This is a genomic window from Candidatus Villigracilis saccharophilus (assembly GCF_016711665.1).
Map to the genome: position 1 here is coordinate 38,244 of NZ_JADJSO010000020.1, position 17,550 is coordinate 55,793.

Genomic DNA, 17,550 nt, shown 5'->3' on the forward strand with positions numbered 1-17,550 from the left:
GTTTATAGACACCAACGCTGATTCTTGATTTCAAGCGGGCTTTACATGTTACTAATTCAATTGAAATACTATGTGTTAGTTCTTATGACCTATGGCGGTGCTGGACATACATCCACGTGCAAATACTTTTGACATTCCTCAGTGGTCAGGGAACGGGTCACCCGTTCTTTAGCGGCGGCGATCAGGTCTTCGATTTGGGTGTAGTAAACGCGCAGGGTTCCATCCCAACTGACGCTGGCAAGATATCTTTCATCCGGACTGAAAGCGATTCCGCTGACCTCGGCTGTATGACCAAAAAATGTGGTGATTTCCTTGCCTTGGTCAAGTCCGGTAGATACATCCCAAAGCTTTATGATGCCATCAAAACCAGCGGTGGCAAGACGTGAGCCATCAGGGCTAAAAGCAACATCCCATACTAAACCTGAATGACCACGGAAAGTAAGCATGGGCTGGGTTTGTGATTTCATGGATGAAATATCCCAGACTTTAGCTGTATTATCACCATAGCCAACCGCCAAATATTTTCCATCAGGACTAAATGCAAGACTATAGGTTGCTGCAGTAATATCTGGATCGTTGACCCCGAATAGCTTCTTTCCTGTATTTGAATCCCATACTTGTACTATTCCATATTCAGCATTTGTATCTGTACTTGCGGTCGCGATAAGTTTTCCATCTGGGCTAAATGCAATATCGTAGACCCAACCTATTTGGTTGCGTACAAAAAAAGAAAGCAAAATCCTACCGTTATTGGTTTCCCAAACCTTCACAATATCATCGTAACCAGCAGTGACGATACGAGTGCCGTCTGGACTAAAGACAACTTGGGTTGCAATGGATTCGCCTATTAAAACAATCACCTCACCTGTACTAGAATCTCGAATTTTTACTCCTCCCTGACTGGAACCAGTAACAAGGAGTTTTCCATCCGGGCTGAATGTTGTAATGCAGCAAATGTCTGAGTCTTGAACAGCCTGAAGTTGTTGATAGGTTGATGTATCCCATATTTGTACTTTGCCGGTTTCCCAACTTTCCGTAACAAGACGCGTCCCATCTGGATTAAAGATTACATCTCCAATACGCATGCCCCCATTGGAGTTTATTGCAAGCTTCTCTCCGGGCAAAGATAAATCCCATACTTTAATGATTGTTGAGCCATACCCTCCAGCAGTAAATAACTTTCCATCTGAACTAAAATCAGTACGCCAGGCTTGTAAATCATTTGGAAGAACAAACAGGTCAAAACCTTTAGATGCATCCCAAATTGAAATTGAATTATTTTCACCCACTGCCAACTGAGTTCCGTTGGGGCTGAGATTGAGAGAAACACTTCCGCCGGATGATCGAATATTTCGACGGAATAATTCCTGGCCTTTATTCCCGGTAATATCCCAAAAACGAATTGTCCCGCAAGAATCAGATGTTATCAGTCTTGTTGAATCTTGATTGAAGAGTGCATTAAAATAACATTCTTTGTTACCAACAGAAAATGTGGAAAGATTTTTCCCTGTAGCAATGTTCCAAATGATTGCATTGCCACCTAAATCGACTGTTGCTAGGCGTGTTCCATCCTGGCTGAATGCCACTGATGTAACATCACCAGTAAAGTCTGAAAGAGTAAAGAGCTTTTCGCTGGTTGAAGTATCCCAAATTTTTAAAAAGGTAGAACTTGTTGTTGATAGACGAGAACCATCCGGGCTCAAGGCCATGTATTCAATCCCGGAAGCGTGTGCCAGAAATGAAGATTCTAAATTGCCTGTCGTGATATCCCATATTTTTATATATCCACTTGCATCGCCGGTGATTAACCTGCTTCCATCAGGGGTGTACTCAACAGCGTTGATTAATGTTTTTACGTTTAGCTTCAAACTCTCCTGACCGGTCTGAAGATCCCATATCTGTACAATGCCATTTTTCTCGCCAGCGGCTATGTGGACTCCATCCGGGCTGATCGCTATGGAAGTCGGCTGCGACTCACTGGTAAGAGTAGCCTTGACTCGGGAAGTTGCCAAACTTTGTCTTAAAGCATTTTCTACTTCTGAGGTATGTTGTATTGATAGTCCCTGTAATGCCAGCATAATACTGCGCTCAGGGTCTATTTCCAAATTGCTAATTGCTGCTGCGGCTAATTCGCGCGATGTGGAAAGCTTATTCTCACTCTCTGCATGATCCCGTTCCTGAACAGCTAAGGCTTCTGCAGCTTGGGCGGTGCTGGCAATATTTTCATTCTGAATAGCCAGTCTCGAATTTCGATTCCCAATCACCCCGGCAATGATGGCGGCAACCATTGCCAGAATTAGCGCGCCAGTAAGATAGACCGCGCGTTGCCTTAATTGTTTTGCAGACCGTGTTTGCAATTCAGCGCGGCTTGATTCTGTCTCTGCCAATTTCCGAACCGTCTCCAACTCGCGCTGTAGACGTTCGGCTTCTTCCATCTCTCGTTGATCTCGCGCATTCATACTTGCTTTTAAGTAATCAATTTCATGCTGAGTCAACGCAATTGCTGAACTCACCGTCCAGCCCTCGTATTGCGCCAGCTTGGTGCCGCTCAATAAAAAGCTGGAATCCCGATGAGCATCCATCCATTCGGATGCGGCTATCGAAAGCTGTCTCTGCGTCCGTACCAATGTGCGGCTTTCCTCCAGCCACTCACGCAGGCGCGGCCATTCACGGATGATGGCTTCATGCGCCACTTCAACGGTCGGTCCGCGTGTGCCCGGGTCACGGTCAAAGGAAAGCAGGCGGGCATTCCCGAACGCATCCAAAACTGTCTTGAAAGATCTGGAAACTTTCCTGAGGTCCACATCACGGAACTTCAAATTTTCCAACTCATAGATCAAAACCCGGCGGCGGGTATCTTCCACGCCTTCGCCGAGCGTGACCAGTCGCAGGAAGACCTGCCTGGCGATGACCTGTTCTTCTTCATCCAGCGCTGTAAAAATTTCCTCAGCCCTGCGTCCCAACGCGCCGAGCACGCCGCCGATCTCCTGATAGGCGGATCTGGTCAATGTGTTTTCTTTGCGCTTCTCATACAATTCGGTCAATGCGTATTGCAGCAGGGGCAGTGTGCCGGGCTGGTCGCCAAGATCGCGCAGGATGGCTGCGACCAGACCAGACTCCAACTGCAAGCCCACCCGTTCGGCTGGCGATGCGATCGTGCTTTCCAGTTCATCCGGCGTCAGCGGCAATACGATCTCCATGCGCTGATGGATCAAGTCGCCGAAATCAACATACCCGAGCGGGCGGTCAATAAAATCTGCGCGCATGGTCAGGATGACCCGCACGCGGCTATTCTCATCCAGGATAGCTGCCACCAGCAAACCGAGGAAGCGCATGCGTTCGGCTTCATCTTGCAGGAGGGTGAACACTTCTTCGAATTGATCGATCACCAGCACCAATTCGATGGCGGGATCATCCGGCAGCGAGCGGCGCACAGCGCGGATCAATCCGCGACTGTCCTTTTGGAATTGTTCGATCAGCGATGCGGGCGGGTTGACCGCGACCCGCAGCAGCGCGGCTTCAAGTTCCTCCAGCGGATGAGCGCCGGGCATCATCTCAACGATGAACCAGTTCTCCGAACCGGGCAAGGCTCCGCGCCGCAGGGCGGGAATCAGGCCAGCCTTGACCACCGATGACTTTCCGCTCCCGCTCGGCCCGACAATGGTCAGGAAACGCGAGAGTTCCCCGCCATCCCCGAGTCGGATCAGCAATTGCTGGGTCAGTGTTTCGCGTCCATAAAAATCCTGCGCGTCGCCTTCCACAAAAGCGCGCAGTCCCTTGTACGGGTTATCCAACTCCGTCAGAAGATTCAAAGGAAGCGGTTTGCTTTTGATCTCATGTAGACCAGCGCCTAAAGCAGTCCGCAGATCGTTCAGCATCAATTCGACATTTTCGTAACGCTGCATTGGGTCTTTGGCGGTGGCATGTTTGATGACATCATCCAGCGCTTTGGGCAGACCGATCCGATTCTCAGCCAATAAAGGCAGAGGTGTATTAAGGTGCTGGCTCATCACATCGATGGGAGTGGGACCGCGGAAAGGCAGCGTGCCGGTCAGCATTTCATACAACATCACGCCCAGGGCATAAATATCCGTTTGCGGGCGGATGAACTCCGAGCGGATCTGCTCCGGTGAAATATAGTCCGGCGAACCGATGACCATATCCGCTTGAGTCTCGGAGGATGGACTGCTCAAATTCTTTGCGATGCCGAAATCAGCCAGATAAGCGTTGTTATCTTCGTCGAGCAAAACGTTGGCGGGTTTCAGGTCACGGTGAACCACGCCCGCACGATGCGAGGCGCTCAACGCGGAACCGATCTGTTCCATCATTTTCAGGATCGCTTCGTTCGAAAATATCGTCCCGCTGCGTAATAATGACTGCACGCTCCCGCCGCGCAGCAACCGCATGATCAGGTATGCCACGCCGGGTTCGCGCCAATAATCATAGAGCGGCACGATGTGCGGATGTTCCAGCCGTGCCACAAGCTGGGCTTCCGCTTCAAAGCGGCGGATGAAATCCGGGTGGTTGGCATACATCGGCAGAATGATCTTGATCGCGACTTCGCGCTCGACCAGCGGTTGGACGGCGCGATAAACCGCGCCCATTCCGCCATTGCCAAGGCGTTCCCCCAAGGCATATCCGCGTATGGCGCGGCCGCTTAGATCCTCACTGCCGATCTCTTCAGGCCGCGGCATGGGAGTAACGCTGATCTCTTCAAAAACACGCTCGGTGCGCGCCAGTTTTACGAATGCGGCTCTTTCTTCAAGAGGCACATTCAACGCCATCGCCAGTCGTTCCGCGATCTGCACGGATGGACGCAGGTCATCCGCTTCGATCTTGCGCAGGGTGATCGGGGCGCAGCCCACACGGCGCGCCAACTCATCCTGGGTCAATCCCAGTTCACGGCGTCTGTTTTTTGCGATCATTCCAAAACTAAACTCTGCGCTCATAATATTGCCTCTTCAATGATGAGAAATGTGGGTGAACTTATCTGATTCCCACTATACAAGCATGGGAATTGAAAAGCAAGAGTATTTTCCCTGTTGTATCGCTTTTATATCGGTTTGGATTAATTTATTGCCAGTTGCAAGCGAGATTGGCAGGATGACACGGTTCTCAATTCAGAGTTTTGCCATTTCACCTATGACCAGGCAATAAAGTCATAGCCTTAATTCCTTATGTTTTTGAACATTCTGACGATACTTAAGTTATGGCAATCAATGGTATTAACTCAATGGAAAGTTCGCTGGCATTAATGGCGAGCGCCATGCAAAGCGTACGCATCCCACAGGAAATTGGGTTCAGTGTATTGAAGCAAATCATGGATACTCAGGCGAATCAGGCCCAGGCATTGCTTCAAATGATCAACAGTGGACCCAGCCCAACCGTGGATGGAACCGGACAAATCGTCAATATTGGGGCATAACAAGTCGGCAGCATTTTTTGATCCAAACTATATATTCCTGTGCCGGCACCTTAACAGACAAGCTGTTATTCAAAAAGGTCTGTTCTTTCGCGTACATGCTTGCTTTTCATACAACCTTGGTTTCGCCCTGGCTGCCCGTCTGATTCTTGAGTCGGGAGCAGTCACATCGATAGATCGGGTTGGTAATCCGCTAAGTCCGCGACCAGAATTGCGTCAATTTATCTTTCATCTCGTCGGAATTTTGCACGACTTGAACACTTCGCCAGTGTGAGGGAAATAAGTGGCGGTAACGCGCATGGGTAAAACGGTCATCGATCAACACAATGATCCCCCGATCCGTCTCTGTGCGAATTACCCGACCCGTTGCCTGCTGCACGCGGTTGAAACCTGGATATTGGTAGGCATAGGCGAAACCACTTCCAGACTGGCGGTCAAAATACTCTTTGATCAAGTCTCTTTCCAAACCCAGTTGCGGTATGCCCACCCCGACAACCACGACACCGATCAAGCGCTCGCCCACCAGATCGATCCCTTCACCAAAGATGCCGCCCATGACGGCAAGTCCAACCAGCGTTTCCTGATTACCCGCCGAGAATCGGGCTAAAAAGACATCGCGATCCGCTTCTGTCATGGCTCGATCCTGAACAAGAAGCTGCTTTTCTAACAGCCTTTCCTTGAGCCGTTCAAGCACAGAATCAAGATATGCGTAGGATGGGAAGTACACCAGATAATTTCCCACGTGCGTTTTGCAGATCGTTTCAATTGCCGCGGCGATCGCGTCATAGGAATCAGCCCGCTGCGCATATTTGGTGGATATCTGGTTGTGGATCAGCAAACAGACATTTTCCAGCGGGAAGGGGGATTGAAAGATTCGCCAGGGGTGATCCTTATCGCCAGTCAAGAGCTTCATGAAGTAATCGATCGGCAGCAATGTCGCCGAAAAAAAGACTGTCGATCTACTGCGCTCCAGCGGGACAGCCAGCATGGGAGCTGGATCCAGGCAGAATAATTTTGCTTTAAGATCGGCCTGCCCCAATCGTTCAAAGTAAGACACGTAGAACGTATCGAAATATTCGGAAGTACGGAGATAGTTACTGCACAGGAAATAGAATTCCAATAATTCCTGTCTGAACTCAGCAGTTTGATTCAGGGCCAGCCAGTCTTCCGCCTTCTGGCTGAAATCCCGAACTGCCTTGATCAGCTTTTCAGGCGGCTCGTATTCGATCAGCGCATCCTTCTCCTCCGCCTGACAGGCTTTGCGTATCTCCAGCAATATCTTATTGATCACGCTCAGCTTTTTTGCCAGGGCAGGCAAATGCGGTTTCAGTGTGCGCTGCAGATCCAGCACTGTCCTTTTATCGAGTTCAGCCGAATACATCGCTCTGGCTCGATCCGGCAGGTTATGCGCTTCATCGACGAGAAAGATATAAGGCTCCGCACTGAAGTCAAAAAAACGATGAAGATAAACTCGTGGATCGAATGAATAGTTGTAATCACAGATGATGCAATCCACCCACAATGCCAGGTCCAGTGAAAACTCGAAAGGACAGATCTGATATTGACGGGCGATCTCCTCGATCACTGGACGAGTAAAAGATTGATGATGACTGATTTCATCCAGTGCCTGCTTCACCTTATCAAAATAACCACGAGCAAATATACACACTTCCGGGTCACAATTAACCGGCGGACAAAAACAGATCTTTTCCTTGGCCGTCAGGGTCACGCTTCTGAATTGAAGGTTAGCCTGCCGCATATCATCCAGAGCCTTTTCCGCCACCAGACGACCGGGCGTTTTCGCCGTCAGATAAAAGATCCTGGCAGCCAGTCCCTGCCCCAATGCCTTAACCGCAGGGAAAAGGGCTGCGATGGTTTTCCCGACCCCAGTCGGCGATTGCACGTATAGGCGGTCATTGGCTCGAATGGCTTTATAGACTGCCACAGCCATATCCCGCTGGCCCGGGCGATACTCATCATAGGGGAATTCGAGTTGTTGGATCGATTGGTCGCGCCGGACCTGCCATGCGCTGATCTTTCGAAACCAGCCCAGGTAGGCAGTGATCAAGTCTCGGAAAAAAATCTCCAGTTCCGCCAGCGACAAATAGCGCTCAAAAGTTTTCTCTTTTTTGCTGTCGAGATGGTAATAAGTCAGATGAATGCGCACCCCGCTCAATTGATGTTGTCGGGCATACATATAGGCATAGCACTGTGCCTGTGCCCAATGCAGTCGATTGTGGTCCTCATTAACCAGATCCAGGCTCAGCGTGGTTGTTTTGATCTCCTCGATGATGACTGGTTCTTCGCCGGCATACAGGCCGTCGATCCGGCCGCGCACTTCCATCGGCGGGTCAACACCTTCAACCCGATGGCGAATTTCCACTTCGGATTGATAACCGGCTGGACGGGAACGCTGCACCTGTTTATGACCTTGCGTGCCGGCCTGGGCACGATCACGCTTTTGAAATCCACCAACCGTCAAGTCGCCCGCCTGTAAAACAAATTCGACCAGGCTGCGAACGGAGACAAAGTAAGGTTGATCATTTTTGATCTGGGTAACAGATTCAGTCTGCATTTTGTCCGAAGATTCTAGCATGGGTTCGGCAGAAAATATGTTTTTAGATTCTGGTACAAGCCAGTTCATACAATTGGCAGGCGCACATCCTACTACATGTTCCCCTCAATTTAGTGACCAACTGCCGATTATGGCGGCATCTAAATCTTTGGCTTGCTTTTGGATCTTCGCCATCAATATCTGTAAATAACTCCCGCTGCCACCACAATATTGAGTAGTAAAATTGCCTACAATCCTATGCGCAGATGGTTAACGTTTCACCGCGATCTTGGACTTCAGCTTCTGGCGTTTTACCTGTTCCTGATCATTCCGTTTCTGGTAACGCTATTGATATTTGACCGCCTGGTAGGGGAAAGGATCCGCGGGGATGTGGAGGCGAACGATATTGCTCTCGCGCGCGCCATTGCCCTTGAAACAGATATTGCCATCAATAATTCCTTGAAAACGGTCGAGGAACTTTCTTATTATTCAAGCGTGATCAAAATTGAAGAAGAAAATATGGGGGAGCTTTTTTCTGTCGTATTAAGCACGCGGCCCGATGTAAATTTGGTCTATCGTTTGGGTGCGGATGGGATCATGTTGTATCACTATCCCGTTGGCCCCAGTTCCACAGTGGGGACGGATTTTTCTTTCCGCAGTTATTATCAAAACGCATTGACATCCAACGTTCCGTTAATTTCTGAAGGACGCATCTCCCCCACCACCAATCAGGCGGTGGCGACGGCGGTTATGCCCATTCGTTCTTCGAGCGGAGAATTCCTTGGATTGGTCGGCACGAATATAAAACTTGAAAGTTTAAGCGATACCTTATCTGCGATCATCTCGGAACATACGAACGAAGAAGGTTTTGAAATACTGATCCTCGACGCGAGCGGTCAGGTCATTGCACATCCCGACCCTGACTTTCTATTAAAACACGCGAATGAAATTCTGCCTGATATTTACACACAAGTCCTGGCTGGGAACAGCGGCTCGATCGTGGAGACCGATCTTAGCGATGAAGAACGCTTATACACCTACGCATCCATCCCCAGCGTGGACTGGGGCGTGATCATCAGCCGTCCCACGGCGAATGCATTTGCGACCCGTATTATTCTTCAGCGCATCACGCAGGTGGCAATGGCAACCTTTGTTTTGATCGGTCTTGCGTTTTGGGGAATTCTCGCCTGGCGCGTGATCAACCCGATTGAAAAACTGGCGCTCATATCCGAAGCGATCGGATTGGACCAAGAGGTTGAACAGAGTCAGCGCACACAGATCGAAAGGATGTCACACCGCGCCGATCAGATCGGGAATCTCATCCGAAGTATTTTGCGGATGGAGAATTCCATTACCGAACGAATGAAGGAGCAATCGACTTTACTGGAGACCAGCACCGCAGTTGTCTCGTCTCTGGACTTAAGCGTTGTGCTGGATCGCATTCTGGAACAGGTCGGCCGCCTGTTGAACGTGCAGAGGATCGCCATCATCGCATTGGATGAAGCTCACGGCGAATTCCGAGTCCGCGCCAGCCGTGGACTCTCTCAAAGTTTTACCGAACAGCTATCCCTTCAGCCAAGCGAACCGAGTTCCGTGAGTATGCGTTCCTTGCGCGCGCGTGAGCCGGTCCAGGTCAGCGATACAGAAACCGATCCATCCTATATGCCGCAAAGGCCGCGGGCGCGCGCTGAAGGCTATCGCGCAGTATTGGGCGTACCGCTCAACACACAGCACGCGCCTCCAACGTGTCTGCTTGTGTTCCATCCCATGCCGCACGAATTCACAGTTAACGAAATACAACTGCTGTCGAGCTTTGCAAACCAGGCTACGATGGCAATTGAGAACGCGATTTTGTTTGAACGCAGTGACGCGAGGTTACAGGAACAAACGCACCGCCTTGAAGCGCTTGTTCAATCCATGGACGATGGTTTGATCTTGAATGACTTGAATGGCGTGATCATTTATGCGAACAGACGAGTCGCGGAACTATCTCAACTTTCAAATGAGGACATATCCAACATACAAGTGGAGCGTGTCATAAGCCGGGTGTTGAACAGGTCCATCGATGACATATCAAAGGAAGATGAAGTCAGGAATATTCTTGAAGGGTCGAAGCAAAAATCTGAGATCGCGCTGATGGCGGCCGGACGTCCGCTGCATCTACGGTTCGAGACCTTCGATGTGACCGATGCAAGAGACATGCCAATTGGACGCGGCATCATCCTGCACGATATTACGGCTGACCGTGATCTGGATCGTATGAAGTCAAATCTCATTTCAACGGTTTCACACGAGCTTCGCACACCATTGGCTGCGATCAAAGGCTACGCATCCACATTGCTGGCTGAAGATGTGGAATGGGACAGTAAATCGCAAAGAGAATTTTTAACCATCATTTCAAATGAGACCGATCGCTTGACGAGTCTGGTCAACAATCTTTTGGATCTTTCACGGATAGAAGCGGGCTCATTGAAATTATCTTTGGAGAAATGCAATATTGAGGAGACCATCCTGCGCGGGGCGAAGCAGGCGCGTCTCGAAAGCGGGAACAGGTTCGAGGTCCAAATCGAAAAGGATTTGCCGTCTCTTTATACGGATGTGCCGCGTCTCGAAACGGTCATCCGCAATCTGATCGAGAACTCGGTCAAATATGCGGGCGAGCAGTCCTATATTCAAGTGAAAGTTAACAGACAAAATGATTCGATAATTTTCCGTGTGATGGATGACGGGCCGGGAATTCCGCCCGAAAAAAGTGAACGTATCTTTGAACGTTTTTATCGTCTGGATGACAGCCTTGCGCGCGTGACAAGCGGAGCGGGACTTGGGCTGGCGATCTGTCAGGGACTTGTACGCGCACACAAAGGCGAGATCTGGGTCGAGCCGATGAATGCGGGCGCGTGCATTGCGTTTTCCATTCCGTTGAATTTATATGAAGCGAGAGATGAACCTTTATGAATGATCCTGTTGTGTTGGTAGTGGATGATGAAAAATCACTGCGCGATTTCGTGCGCCGAAATTTAGAGGCGCGCCATTACAAAGTGCTGACCGCCGCCAACGGATTGGAAGCGATGGCAACTTTTAATAATGAGAAAGTTGACCTTGTAATTTTGGACTTGATGATGCCGCACCTGGATGGTTTGGAAACCACGCGCCGCATCCGCGAGACATCCAAAACACCGATCATCATCTTGACCGCATTGGGCGAAGAGTCTGATAAGGTTCAAGCCTTCGATATGGGTGCTGATGATTATTTAACCAAACCGTTCGGCGTCGGCGAATTGATGGGACGCATCAAGGCTGTGCTGCGGCGCGCGCGCTGGCTGGAGCCATCGTCGAATGAAGAGCAGTTGGTGCGCGGAGATATTCGTGTGGACATGGATCGGCATCTTGTGACCGTGAAAGATTCACCTGTGGAATTAACGCCGACGGAATTTAATTTGCTGGTGTATTTGTTGAAAAACGCGGGCAGAGTTTTGTCGCACCGCGCGATCTTGCAAAATGTATGGGGTGCGGAATATGGCAACGAAGCCGAATATCTGCGCGTGTATATTGGCCGCCTGCGCCAGAAGATAGAAGTGGATGCGCTCAATCCGCGCCACTTGTTCACCGAACACGGGATGGGGTATCGCTTCGAGGGGTAACAAATCTTCAGGCAAAGTACCGAAGGAAGGTAATGCCTTCAGTCCTTGTGACCTTAGGCCTCGGTTAGTTTTTCTAGGGGAAATTATTTATAAATTATTTATATCTGCCCATCCGTTTTTTATTCGATATTTCCGCTTCCTTCCTATAATCTATTTAAATGCGGTCCCAACTCTTGTGATTCGCAATTCATTCTTTCACGCCACGAAGGAGGCTTGTCCGAAAATGAAACGCACACTTTTCAATCTCTTTGCCCTGTTGATCGTTCTTAGTCTTACGCTCACTGCCTGTGGAGGCGGAGCTGCCCCTGCGACTGAGGCACCCGTTGTGGAAGCTCCCGCTGTAAATGAGGAACCCGTTGCCGCAACCGAAGCACCTGCTGCTGCCGCAGAAGAAGTAACCGTCACCATCGGTTTTACCGCTTCACAAACTGGCGCACAGGAAGTTTCATCCAAGCGTCAGGTCAATGGTTTTAATTTGTGGATGAATCAAGTGAATGAAGCGGGCGGACTCACCTTGAGCGACGGCACAGTCGTCAAATTTGCCGCGCAAAGCTACGATGATGAATCTACCAAGGAGCGCGTGCAGGAACTTTACACACGCCTCATCACCGAAGACAACGCTGACTTTCTGATCAGCCCATACTCCTCTGGTCTCACTGCGGCTGCCGCAGTCATTGCGGAACAGAACGGCAAGTTGATGATCACCACTGGTGCGGCTGATGATGATACCTACAAGCAGGGCTACACGGGTGTATTCCAACTTTATACCCCTGGCTCGCTGTATCTCACCAGCACTGTAGATATGCTCAAGACCCTTGACCCCGCTGCCAAGATCGCGATCGTAAATGAAAGCGACAAATTCTCCACGGCAGTAGTCGGCGGTTTGAAGCCCTATGCTGAAGCCGCTGGATTTGAGATCGTATTGGAAGAAGCCTACGCATCCGACACCGCAGACTTCGGGCCGATCATCAACAAGATCGTTGACTCTGGCGCGACAGTCGTTTTGGGTGGCGGTCACTATCCCGATGGAAGTACCTTTGCCCGTCAATTGTACGAACGCAAGGTTGGCATTCAATTTATCGCCCTCCTTGTTGCTCCTCCTGACAGCAAATTTTCCGAGTTGGGCGATGCCGCACTTGGCGTGACTGGTCCCAGCCAATGGGAAGCCAAAGCCACTCATACTGAAGCGGAAGCAAACGGACTCGGTATTGAATGGTTCGGACCTAGCGGCGAAGAATTCTCCGCAGCCTTTGAAGCTGCTTATGGCGACAAACCCACCTATCATGCTGCTGGCGGATATACCGCAGGCCTGCTGCTTGAAAAAGCCATCAGAGACGCAGACTCAATCGACAGCGAAGCGGTCAAGGCTGCGCTTGACGCAACCAACATCTTCACCTTCTACGGCGGCATCAAGTTCGACACATCCGCTGAAGCGCATGGTTTGCAGATCGGTCACAGCATGGTTGTCATTCAATGGCAGAAGAATGAAGCGGGCGAATTGGTTCGCGAAGTCGTCTGGCCTGCGGATGTCGCCACCAAGGCTCCCATCTTCCCGATCACCACGCCGTAATATATAAGCTCTCCTCTGGACTTCGGAAGTCTTCATAAATCCAAAAGACTTCCGAAGTCTTTATCATTTTGGAGTTAATTCATGCAACAAATAAACCTGCTCCTTGCTTCGTTGCCAGATGGAATTTTGCTTGGGTTTGTGTACGGTGTTGCCGCAATGGGGCTGACGTTGATCTGGGGCGTGATGAACGTCATTAATTTATCCCACGGTCCCATCATTTCACTCGGCATGTTCGGCACTTATCTCATCTTTATAAAAATGGGCATTAATCCCTATCTTGGATTATTTATCATCGCGCCCGTGGGTTTGCTTTTGGGGATTTTGATCTACACCGTGGCAGTCCATCGTGTGATCAACGCGCCACATCTTTCCTCACTGCTGGCGACATTCTCAGTTAACATGATCATCATCGGGCTGGGAACTGCCGCCTTCACCACATCACCATTCAATGTGGATTTCAACATGGGCAGTGTGAATCTTGGCTCGACGACCTTGCTCGGCACGCGCCTGATCGCAGCCCTGGCAGCGATCATTGTGACGGGCGGGCTGTACCTGTTTCTCTATCAGACTCGCCCCGGGAAAAATATCCGTGCCGTCGCGAACAACCGCGCAGCCGCTGAGTTGATGGGCATCCCATCCTCGCGCATTCTTGCCTTGAGCTTTGGTTTGGGAACCATGCTGGCCGCCATCTCAGGCGCATTGATCGCAACCTTCTTTCCATTCAGCATTCTCTCCGGCGGCGGATACGAACTCAAGAGTTTTGTGATCGGCGTTTTGGGCGGTTTGGGAAATCCCATCGGTGCATTGGTTGGCGGATTGGCGCTCGGTGTGCTTGAAGCCATCGTCCCCGCTTTTCTTGAAACTTCATGGGTTCCCGTTATTGAATTTGGCTTGTTCATTTTGGTTCTGCTTGTTCGTCCCAATGGATTGTTTGGAGCGAAACAATGAGAAACTTTCAAAAGTACATCGGCATTATCCTTCCCCTGTTGGTCATCGCGGGGTTGATGTTGTATCCCACCATCACAGGCAAAGCCGCCGCGCGCGAAACTGCATTCACGATCTTGAAGGCCATCGCACTCGCATCCAGTTTGAATATTTTGCTTGGCTACACAGGCTATGTGAGTTTCGGTCACATTGTATTTTTTGGCTTCGGTGGTTACGTTGGTTTCTATCTGCTTAGTTCACAAGGCATGTCGCTTTGGATCTGCATCCTGGCTGGCGGAGTCAGTTCAGGTGTTCTGGCTTTTCTTTTAGGAAAGGCGATATTGAGATTGCGCGGCGCGTATTTTGCATTGGCTACCATCGGTGTGAACGAAGCGATGAGAGCGTTCATCAATAACTTTGACCTATTCGGTGGACCGACAGGTATTACGCTTAACTTCAAGGCTTACCTCGCCTACGGCGGCGCAGCGAAAGCATTGGAAATGGCTTTCTACGTTGTCGGCGGACTTGCCATTCTGGCGATCATCCTCAGTTACATCATCCGCACCTCCAAGTTTGGGCTGGGACTGCTTGCCATCCGCGAGAATGAAGATGCGGCGGAAGTGATGGGCGTGTTCGCGCCAGATGCAAAGACCTGGGCGTATGTGTTGTCCGCCATCATCCCCGGCATGATCGGTGTGTTGTTCTTCTTCAAGAATGGAAACGTGGAACCGCATGATGCTTTCCCACTTCATGCTTCGATCGAATTGCTTGTCATGGTCATGCTCGGCGGACAAGGTACAGTGCTTGGGCCGATCCTCGGCGCATTTGCCTATCAGGGCATGCGCGGGTATCTGGTGACCAGTGACTTCTTCAAGGATATTCAACTCTCTGTCTCGGGCGCGTTGTTATTGATCATCGTGTTGTTCATTCCTGCAGGCGCAGTCGGCTGGCTGAGACAACGCTTCCCAATTTTGAGGAGGGTATTGGCATGACGCTTCTCTTACAAGTACAAGGTGTCACCAAACGCTTCGGCGGTTTGCAGGCGCTGACACAAGTCACGTTTGATCTTCCCAAGGGACAAATTCTGGGATTGATCGGTCCGAATGGTGCGGGCAAGACAACTTTGTTCAATACCATCAATGGCGTCTATCATCCGGAAGAAGGACGCATCTTATTTCAGGGTAAAGATGTGACGAATAAGATGCCGTATCATCTCGCGAAGATGGGCATGGCGCGCACGCATCAGATCGTGCGCCCGTTGAATGAGTTGAGCGTGCGTGAGAATGTGATGGTTGGCGCATGTTTCGGACATGAGAATCAAAGTTTGAGTAAAGCCGCAAAGATCGCGGACGAAGTGCTCGGGTTTGTCGGTCTCTCAGTTCGCGCCGACCAGTTAGCGGGTAGCCTGAACGTGGCACAGAAGAAAAGGCTTGAGATGGCGCGCGCGCTCGCATCACACCCACATCTGCTTTTGTTGGATGAAGTTCTCGCGGGTTTGAATCCATCTGAGATCGATGGCATGATCCAAATGGTTTTGGATATTCGCGCGCAGGGCGTCACCATTATTATGATCGAGCATTTGATGAAGGCTGTTATGAATGTCTCAGACCGCATCCTTGTGCTGGATTATGGCACGCAGATCGCTGAAGGTTCGCCAAGTGAGATCGTCAGCCACCCGAAAGTGATCGAGGCTTATCTGGGCGACCCCAAACTTGCCGAACAGTTGATGGAGGATGATTAACATGGCTATTCTTGAAGTTCGTGACATCACCTCTGGTTATGGCGAAGTGCAAATCTTGTGGGGCGCCAGCATGAATCTGGAAGTTGGAAAGTTAACCTGTCTGGTTGGCGGGAATGGCGCGGGCAAGACAACCATGCTGCGGGCTGTGATGGGACTGCTCAAACCGTGGAGCGGCTCGATCTGGTTTCAGGGACAGGATGTCAGCCGCATGCCCGCATACACCAAAGCAGAGTTGGGACTGGTGCTCGTGCCTGAAGGCAGGCAGTTGTTCACAGATATGAGCGTGTACGAAAACCTTGAATTGGGTGCATCGAATAAACGCGCGCGCCCGAAGGTCAAGGAGAATCTTGAAAAGGTGTACACCATGTTCCCGCGCCTGCTTGAACGCAAGACTCAAAAGGCTGGGACATTGAGCGGCGGCGAACAGCAAATGCTGGCAGTGGCAAGAGGCATCATGGCAGACCCGGTAGTCTTGATGATCGATGAACTCTCGCTCGGTCTTGCGCCTTTGCTTGTTCTGCAACTCTTTGAAGGGCTGCGAGCCCTGCGTGATACGGGTCTTACGATCATGCTGGTGGAACAAAATGTTCAAATGGCATTGGCCATCAGTGATTATGGATATGTGCTCGCCGAAGGCAAGTCTGGCATCGAAGGTCCCGCGCGGCAATTGATCAAGGATAAACATGTCCGCGAGGCGTATCTTGGTTTGTAAATCAAAAAATTGAAATAGTAATTTTCAATATGTCGTTGCGAGGAGGGCCCTTGCTCTTCCCGACGAAGCAATCCCCCTATAATTAGGAGACTGCTTCGGCAAAAAACAAGAGCGCCTCGCAGCGACATTATTCAAATTAGGAGGCTCCCCATGTTAGTCGGTGAAAGAATGTCCCGCCCTGTTATTTCGATCACAAGAGATATGCCCATTCATGATGCGCTGGCGTTGTTCAAGAAGGAAAAAATCCGCCGCGCGCCTGTCCTGAAGGATGGCAAATTGATCGGTATCATATCGGATAAGGACCTGCTGAACGCATCCCCGTCACAGGCCACAAGTTTGAGCGTGTGGGAAATGAATTACATGCTTAGCAAGATCACGGTCAAGGAAGTGATGACGCGCGAAGTGTTAACCGTGCAGGCTGATACTCCCATCGAAGAAGCTGCGCGCATAATGGCAGATAACAAGATCGGCGGCGTGCCTGTAATGAAAGCGGACAAAGTCGTCGGCATGATCACAGAGACAGACTTGTTCAAGATATTCCTTGAATTGATGGGCGCGCGCACAAAAGGAATCCGTGTGACGGCCATTGCCGAAGATCACCCTGGTCAACTAGCGATGATCACCAAAGCCATTGCAGATGTGGGCGGCAACTTCATTTCTTTTGGCCAGTTTGCGACAGAAGATGGAAAGACCGTTATCGTCACATTCAAAGTGGCGGAGATGAAGTTGGAAGATGTCAAGAAAACGCTGTCGAAGGTTGTGCTGAAGTTTATTGATATAAGAGAGTGCTGATAGAAGCCCTATGCTAACTACCCAGTATTCCCTCAGAGTGGACAATAAAACAATTCTTGTTGTGTGTGAGTAGATAGAAATAAAAATTCTTCGACTGAGCCGGTCTTGTTACGTTCTTCGCTTATCCATGCGGCAATTGGGAAATCCTTTTCTCACTACCGTCCCGAAGGTTTGAACTGTAAACCGACTGATTT

11 protein-coding genes are annotated in these 17,550 nt (G+C 50.2%); 9 read left to right on the forward strand and 2 right to left on the reverse strand.

Going from position 1 to position 17,550, the window contains the following annotated elements; genetic code table 11:
• Positions 1-89 precede the first annotated feature (89 nt).
• A complete protein-coding gene (locus IPL17_RS08330) occupies positions 90-4,949 on the reverse strand; it encodes a protein kinase (protein WP_345306620.1) in 4,860 nt (1,619 codons plus the stop codon).
• Positions 4,950-5,209: 260 nt separating this feature from the next.
• Between IPL17_RS08330 and IPL17_RS08335 the strand changes: the two genes are divergently transcribed.
• Positions 5,210-5,425 (forward strand): YjfB family protein, encoded by a 216-nt coding sequence (locus IPL17_RS08335; protein ID WP_345306621.1) that lies wholly within the window; start codon positions 5,210-5,212, stop codon positions 5,423-5,425.
• Between the two features lie 190 nt (positions 5,426-5,615).
• Here IPL17_RS08335 and IPL17_RS08340 read toward each other — a convergent pair whose 3' ends face one another.
• Entirely contained in the window at positions 5,616-8,018 is a 2,403-nt protein-coding gene (locus IPL17_RS08340) for an ATP-dependent DNA helicase (RefSeq protein WP_345306622.1), read from the reverse strand.
• Between the two features lie 216 nt (positions 8,019-8,234).
• Between IPL17_RS08340 and IPL17_RS08345 the strand changes: the two genes are divergently transcribed.
• From IPL17_RS08345 to IPL17_RS08380, 8 genes are all read left to right on the forward strand, one after another.
• Complete coding sequence (locus IPL17_RS08345) at positions 8,235-10,931, forward strand: ATP-binding protein (protein WP_345306623.1); 2,697 nt, start codon at positions 8,235-8,237, stop codon at positions 10,929-10,931.
• Positions 10,928-11,617 carry a response regulator transcription factor gene (locus IPL17_RS08350; RefSeq protein WP_345306624.1) on the forward strand — a complete coding sequence of 230 codons (690 nt, stop codon included), beginning with the start codon at positions 10,928-10,930 and terminating at the stop codon, positions 11,615-11,617. The genes IPL17_RS08345 and IPL17_RS08350 overlap by 4 nt, the downstream gene beginning before the upstream one ends.
• A gap of 223 nt (positions 11,618-11,840) precedes the next feature.
• Positions 11,841-13,187: an amino acid ABC transporter substrate-binding protein gene (locus tag IPL17_RS08355; protein WP_345306625.1), complete on the forward strand. Its 1,347-nt coding sequence runs from the start codon at positions 11,841-11,843 to the stop codon at positions 13,185-13,187.
• 81 nt (positions 13,188-13,268) lie between these two features.
• Entirely contained in the window at positions 13,269-14,135 is an 867-nt protein-coding gene (locus IPL17_RS08360; RefSeq protein ID WP_345306626.1) for a branched-chain amino acid ABC transporter permease, read from the forward strand.
• Positions 14,132-15,103, forward strand: a complete 972-nt coding sequence (locus IPL17_RS08365; protein WP_345306627.1) for a branched-chain amino acid ABC transporter permease — start codon at positions 14,132-14,134, stop codon at positions 15,101-15,103. The genes IPL17_RS08360 and IPL17_RS08365 overlap by 4 nt, the downstream gene beginning before the upstream one ends.
• A complete protein-coding gene (locus tag IPL17_RS08370) occupies positions 15,100-15,852 on the forward strand; it encodes an ABC transporter ATP-binding protein (protein ID WP_345306628.1) in 753 nt (250 codons plus the stop codon). Before IPL17_RS08365 ends, IPL17_RS08370 begins: the two co-directional genes overlap by 4 nt.
• 1 nt (position 15,853) lies before the next feature.
• Positions 15,854-16,564, forward strand: a complete 711-nt coding sequence (locus IPL17_RS08375; protein WP_345306629.1) for an ABC transporter ATP-binding protein — start codon at positions 15,854-15,856, stop codon at positions 16,562-16,564.
• A 150-nt stretch (positions 16,565-16,714) separates the two neighbouring features.
• Positions 16,715-17,356 carry a CBS domain-containing protein gene (locus IPL17_RS08380; RefSeq protein WP_345306630.1) on the forward strand — a complete coding sequence of 214 codons (642 nt, stop codon included), beginning with the start codon at positions 16,715-16,717 and terminating at the stop codon, positions 17,354-17,356.
• Positions 17,357-17,550: the final 194 nt, after the last annotated feature.